A 6,816-nucleotide genomic window follows, 5' to 3' on the forward strand; every position below is an offset into this window, starting at 1 on the left:
TTTTTATCTATTTTTGGCTTGCCAAAAGACCATTTATTGCTTATTATCGCGCTTCTTGATTTTCGGTGACTCTTAAACGAGTTCGAAAGCAGTGCACCCGTAGCTCAGTTGGATAGAGTATCTGGCTACGAACCAGAGGGTCGGGCGTTCGAATCGCTCCGGGTGCACCATCAAGCTAATGCGCCCATCGTCTAGCGGTTAGGACATCGCCCTTTCACGGCGGTAACCGGGGTTCGATTCCCCGTGGGCGTGCCAGATTTTAAAACCTGTTTGATTTTTCAAACAGGTTTTTTTATTTTAGCTTGAAATATTGCTGGTTTAATTGTTTAGTCCTGAGAATATAGCTGCTGAATTTTGTCATTAATTTTTTCAGGTTTACTGGAGCTGTTAATACAGATAAATATTTTATACGCCCAAATAAGCAGACCGTTGGGATAGCCACCGTTGCAAATGTTTATTGACTACTTCAGGTTGCTGGCTAATCAGAACAGGCGCTAAATCACGTGCTTTTTCCAGTATGGGCAGATCTTCTTCCAGATTGGCAAAACGCAGCATCGGCACACCACTCTGGCGTGCTCCCAGAAACTCTCCCGGTCCGCGAATATTCAAATCTTGCCGAGCAATTTCAAAGCCGTCGGTATTTTCATAAATTACTTTCAAACGTGCTTTGGCTACATCACTAAGAGGTTCACTGAATAACAATACACAGCGGCTGGCTGCTGCTCCACGTCCCACCCGACCGCGAAGCTGATGCAATTGTGCCAGCCCCATACGTTCAGCATGTTCTATTACCATCAGACTGGCATTGGGTACATCTACACCAACTTCAATCACTGTTGTAGCCACCAGTACCTGAATACTGCCTTCAACAAATGCTGTCATAACAGCTGCTTTTTCTGCCGGCTTGAGCCGTCCATGTATTAAGCCTATATTCAGTTCTGGTAACGCCGTCTGTAATTGAGCAACTGTATCTACGGCAGTTTGCAATTGCAGTACTTCAGATTCTTCAATTAACGGACAGACCCAGTATACCTGCCGGCCTTGTGCACAGGTATGCTTTACCAGTTTTTCAACTTCCTGACGGCGGGCCGTGTTTACCAGACGGGTTATAACAGGTGTTCGTCCGGGAGGCAGTTCATCAATGACAGAAACATCCAGATCGGCAAAAAAACTCATTGCCAGTGTGCGTGGTATTGGTGTGGCGGACATCATCAGCTGATGTACATCTTCACCTTTATTTTTTAATGCCAGACGCTGGGCAACACCAAATCTGTGCTGTTCATCAACAATAATCAGACCCAGATTATGAAAAGTAACATCATCCTGAAATAGAGCATGCGTACCTATTGCCAGCTGGGCAATACCATCTGCCAGTTCTTTCCGTGCTTCATCACGGGCTTTTTTGCGCATACTGCCTGAAAGTCTGGCAATCCGGATTCCTAAAGGTGAAAACCATTGTGTAAATTTCAGATAATGTTGTTCAGCCAGAATTTCTGTGGGTGCCATGACCGCTACCTGAAAACCGGCTTCTATTGCTATTGCCGCTGCCAGAGCACAAACAATGGTTTTACCGCTGCCCACATCTCCCTGTAGTAAACGGTGCATTGGGTGTGTCTGGGCTAAATCATCAGTAATTTCAGCAAGAGCACGTTGCTGAGCTTCTGTTAAGGTAAAACTCAGGTTAGCCAGTAAATGCTCACTAATATGGCCGTTACCAGTTAAAGCTTTTGCATGCCCGTTTAAGCGTTGCTGGCGTGCCAGCCTCATGGATAACTGCTGAGCCAGCAATTCATCAAATTTCAGCCTTTGCCATGCTGGTAAAGTACCTTTATGTAAATCACGCGCAGTGTACTCTGGCGGTGGGGAGTGCAGAAAAATCAGGCTTTCCAGCAGAGGAGGTAATTGTAACTGCTGTAATAATTCTGCCGGCAGTGTATCATCTGCCGGCAAGTGCTTGAGTGCAGCCTGAATCAGCCGGCGAAGAGCAGGCTGGTTTAGTCCGTTAACGGTGGGATAAACAGGAGTGAGGCTTTCTGCCAGTCCTTTATCAATATCAGTGCGAATTTTTGGGTGCACCATCTCATCGCCAAAAAAACCATGTCTGATTTCACCCAGAGCCCGAATAACATTACCTTCTGCCAGTTGTTTTTGCTGATTAGGATAAAAATGTAAAAATCTCAGGTACAAGACATGTCCGGATACGTCCTGAACTTGTACTACCAGCTGTTTGCGCGGACGAAGTTGTATTTGCTGATGAATAACAGTCGCTTCAATCTGTACCGGCACTCCGTTCTGTGCATCAGCGATCGGCGTAATATGTGTCTCATCTTCATAGCGTAACGGTAAGTGTAAAGCCAAATCCCAAATATTAGTAATATTGAGTTTGGTCAGTTTGGCAAGCGTATTGGCACTGATTTTAATAGGAAAAGTATTAACTGATGATGGCATATTTATGTACCAAATATTCTTTTAATTTTTACTATATTATATTTTATGCTTTAATATTGTAATGAAATATAAAAAAATCTGGAAAATAAATTAATGCAAATTTTTTAGGGTTTTTTAACTTCAATGGTTTTTAGACTTAATTTATTGTTTTCATAGATAAAATAATAACAACTTGAATTATTTTTTCTAATAAAAGATTGTTTTGAATTTTGATTTGGATTACAGTCAGAACTATAGTATGAATCTAACCATAGAAAATAAATGTTCACTTTTTCTAATATAGAAGCTACATAGAAAAAAAGAAACATTATACTTGACGATGCTACACAGTATATTAATGCGTTCAATGAATTTTTCTTAGATTTATTAAAGAGAAATTTTAAGAAAAATATCAAATTAAACATAAAAGTAAAAATTATTATAGGTACTATTATCGAAAGTAATGTTGCAAGAACGCTTATTGAATAGCTCAAATAGTCAATTTCAATGTTATATTCCAGATTATAATATTTTTTTACTAAAGCACTTAAGAGAAAAAAGATAGATGTATAAGCTATATAGAAAACTATTTTAAATTTTTTACAAAAATTTAAAATCAAGATAATTTTATTTCTGCATTTATATGCAGAAATAAAAGAATAAATTATAGATGATGTAACAATTAGTATTGTTGTGAAAATATAAAATTGAAAATGATATAAAACTAAAATTACTCCACATATAATTATAGTATATAAATCATATAGATTAAATTTATTATTTTTCATTTATTAAATTTCGATAAATCTCAAGAAAATAATCAAACTGCTTTTCCAAAATTGTTCAGAGAAAGCAGTTTGAGCCATTTTAAAAACTTAATCTTGCCGCTCTACCTGTGTTACATCACGTACAGCACCGGTATCAGCACTTGTAGTCATGGCTGCATAGGCACGTAAAGCAACAGAGACATGACGCTGACGTTTAACAGGTTTCCATGCACGAGCACCACGACTTTCCATTTCTGTGCGGCGTTGTACCAACTCTGCATCAGATACAGCCAGATGTATCCGACGTTCAGGAATATCAATTTCGATAATATCTCCTTCCTGTACCAGCCCGATATTGCCGCCTTCAGCAGCTTCAGGAGAAGCATGACCAATCGAAAGGCCGGAGGTGCCTCCGGAAAAACGGCCGTCTGTAAGCAGAGCACATGCTTTACCCAAACCTTTAGATTTCAGATAACTGGTCGGATAAAGCATTTCCTGCATTCCGGGGCCGCCTTTGGGACCCTCATAACGGATAATAACCACATCACCAGCTATTATTTGATTACCCAGAATGGCTTCAACAGCCTCATCCTGACTTTCAAACACCCGGGCACGGCCGGTAAATTTAAGGATGCTGTCATCTACACCAGCTGTTTTAACTACACAGCCGCGTTCTGCGAGATTACCGAATAACACAGCCAGACCGCCGTCCTGAGAATAAGCATGCTGTTTATCACGGATACAGCCATTTTCACGATCCAGATCCAGAGTAGACCACATCGCGTTTTGGGAGAAAGCCTCAGTTGAACGGATTCCGCCCGGTGCAGCCCGATACCGTTGTATTGCCTCAGTATTGTTCTGATTGCTTACATCCCAGTGCTTAATCGCATCTGCCAGAGTAGGCATATGTACAGTATGTACACTGGTATCTAGTAAACCGGCATGATTAAGCTGGGATAAAATGGCCATAACACCGCCGGCACGATGCACATCTTCCATGTGATATTTCTGTGTAGCTGGAGCTACTTTACACAGGCAGGGTACATGGCGGCTTAACTGATCAATATCAGCCATTTTAAAATTAACACCGGCCTCGGTCGCAGCTGCCAGTAAGTGTAATACCGTATTGGTAGAACCACCCATAGCAATATCCAGACTCATAGCATTATTAAAAGCTGCCTTAGTTGCAATACTGCGCGGAAGCACACTGGAGTCATCCTGTTCATAATAGCGTTTGGCTAATTCAACAATACGCCGGCCTGCTTCAAGAAAAAGTTCTTTACGTAATGCATGAGTAGCGAGTAAAGAACCATTACCGGGTAAGGATAAACCCAGAGCTTCAGTCAGACAGTTCATTGAATTAGCTGTAAACATACCAGAGCATGAACCGCAGGTAGGGCAGGCACTACGCTCCACTTGTGCAACCGTTTCATCGCTGATTTTATCGTTACCAGCCTCAATCATTGCATCAATCAGATCCAGCTTGCGGATTTGTTGCTCACCATTGGTGGCAGCGATAATTTTACCTGCCTCCATCGGACCACCGGAGACAAAAATAGTCGGAATGTTCAAGCGCATGGATGCCATCAGCATTCCCGGAGTAATTTTGTCACAGTTGGATATACACACCAGTGCATCAGCACAATGTGCGTTGACCATATATTCCACACTATCCGCAATCAGGTCGCGTGAAGGCAAGCTATAAAGCATTCCTTCATGTCCCATAGCGATGCCATCATCAACCGCGATGGTATTAAATTCCTTGGCAATACCGCCAGAACGTTCAATTTCACGTGCTACCAGCTGACCTATATCGTGCAAATGCACATGTCCGGGAACAAATTGGGTAAAAGAATTGGCTATGGCAATAATCGGTTTACCAAAATCACTATCAGCGACACCTGTTGCACGCCAGAGCGCACGTGCACCGGCCATATTGCGCCCATGTGTAGAAGTTTGTGAACGGTATTGTGGCATTATGCATTCCCTTGTATTGGTTTTTATCTGTAAATGTAAAACAACTGCCAGCATGGTACGCAGGCAGTTGATGTTTGTAAACTTAGAACTGAGTTGATTATATAATTTTAACAAGTTAATTTCAGACTACACAGAAATTAATATTGCTGAAACGACATATCAGTATGTAATATTCTTAAGTATATAAAATTATTTTTTTATGACAATTGTTTTGGCCAAATAATCTTGGAGAGTACGACGATTGGCCTCTGTTCTGAACAGCATAAAAAAACAAATAAATGTAATTAAATAGTTAAATATTTTCTCAGTAGATTCAGGATTAAGGTTAAAAATTTCAATCAATAAGTATGAAAAAATAATGATAATTGTTTGAAACAAAATTTCACGAATTAATACAGTACCGACAAATCCCGGATTGCGTCCGTCAAGGTTAATAACTTTAATTTTCATAATGCGCTTACCAAATGACTGACCAGTTTTACTCATCATAATCCATTGTGCTGTGATAAATGGTATTGAAGGTATTAAAATACATATGATCAAAGCTAGGTAATCTAGGTAATTTATTTGCATAGATACTGACTGGGAACCCTCATGAAATACATATAGCAGTGCAGCCAAAAATATACATAGAGAATATAAAACAGCGTTAATTATATACGCAGCGCTCCTTTCCCATGGACTGGCAAGTTCAACTTCTATTTCCGAATCATGAAAATCATCATAATCATAATTATTCTTTGAAAAATTCTTCTGAGTATTGGGCATAGTGTATTTCCTTAAAATTTGTTAAAAAAGTATTAAAGAAATGTATTGTTGCTCAAACATTAGTCGTAAGTACTTTTATAAAAACAAATTTAAATAATATTAAATTATAAATAGGTTAAATGTAGTAAATTATTTTATTTTGTTCCCTGTCAATCGTCAATCATTTGTTTTCAATATTTATTTTTCTATTTGTCATGAAAAAATATTCAATTAGTGAATTTTTAGCAAATTTTTTAATAATATATAAATATTTTATTTATTATTTTAAAATATTCAATTTATATCAATATCAAATAAAATGAATTAATTTGAGGTTAGCTTGAGTAAGATACAGGATTTTACAAAAATACAAGGTTTGAATGAAAAAGATGATATTTCTACACAAGATTATCTTGTTGCAACTTCATTACAACACGTGATAGCAGGTATGATCAATATACAATTATTTCTCGCTCCTGCAATTGTCATGTATATTGTTTTACATATTCGTCCTTATTCGAATATTTTTTTCTATATTACTCTTGCTTGTATTATATTTTTAATAATTTTTCCGGCCTGGCAGTGTTACTGGATGCGGACACGAGGGCAGTCTATAGGTAAAAAAATAATGGGTATCAGGGTAATACACCTTGATAATAGTTCGCCTGATTTTTGGACTAATGTAATAAAAAGGGAGATCATTTATTATTTATATTTATTTTTTCTTGTAATAACTATTTTTTATTTACCAGATCTACTGTAACTATCCCTTAAAATAGTACAGCAAGAAAGTAGAAAATTCTCTATGATATTTTTAAGGAGAATTTCAATATGAAAAAATTTTCAGAGCATCAAATTGTATCTATTTTAAATGAAGCTGAAGTTGGCATCTCTGTCA

4 protein-coding genes and 2 tRNA genes are annotated in these 6,816 nt (G+C 38.4%); 3 read left to right on the forward strand and 3 right to left on the reverse strand.

Going from position 1 to position 6,816, the window contains the following annotated elements; genetic code table 11:
• The first annotated feature begins 93 nt into the window (after nucleotides 1–93).
• Both GYX91_RS03580 and GYX91_RS03585 read left to right on the forward strand, forming a co-directional pair.
• Nucleotides 94–170, forward strand: a tRNA-Arg gene (locus GYX91_RS03580).
• 10 nt (nucleotides 171–180) lie between these two features.
• Nucleotides 181–255: transfer RNA gene (locus GYX91_RS03585), tRNA-Glu, on the forward strand.
• 150 nt (nucleotides 256–405) lie between these two features.
• Here the strand turns inward: GYX91_RS03585 and recG are convergent.
• The 3 genes from recG to GYX91_RS03600 all read right to left on the reverse strand — a co-directional run bounded on the left by recG (nucleotide 406) and on the right by GYX91_RS03600 (nucleotide 5,939).
• Nucleotides 406–2,448, reverse strand: a complete 2,043-nt coding sequence (gene recG, locus GYX91_RS03590; RefSeq protein WP_084564780.1) for an ATP-dependent DNA helicase RecG — start codon at nucleotides 2,446–2,448, stop codon at nucleotides 406–408.
• Between the two features lie 854 nt (nucleotides 2,449–3,302).
• Nucleotides 3,303–5,171, reverse strand: coding sequence for a dihydroxy-acid dehydratase (ilvD, locus tag GYX91_RS03595; protein WP_084564833.1), 1,869 nt, complete (start codon nucleotides 5,169–5,171; stop codon nucleotides 3,303–3,305).
• 189 nt (nucleotides 5,172–5,360) lie between these two features.
• The gene (locus GYX91_RS03600) at nucleotides 5,361–5,939 is read right to left on the reverse strand and encodes an RDD family protein (RefSeq protein ID WP_084550530.1); all 579 of its coding nucleotides are present in this window, start codon (nucleotides 5,937–5,939) and stop codon (nucleotides 5,361–5,363) included.
• Between the two features lie 427 nt (nucleotides 5,940–6,366).
• On the opposite strand from GYX91_RS03600, the gene GYX91_RS11225 reads away from it, so the two are divergent.
• Entirely contained in the window at nucleotides 6,367–6,681 is a 315-nt protein-coding gene (locus tag GYX91_RS11225) for an RDD family protein (protein ID WP_370520370.1), read from the forward strand.
• The last annotated feature ends 135 nt before the right edge of the window (nucleotides 6,682–6,816 follow it).

Origin of the sequence: Snodgrassella sp. ESL0304, from assembly GCF_013344995.1 — a bacterium.
In the GTDB taxonomy this organism is placed as follows: Bacteria; Pseudomonadota; Gammaproteobacteria; order Burkholderiales; family Neisseriaceae; genus Snodgrassella; species Snodgrassella alvi.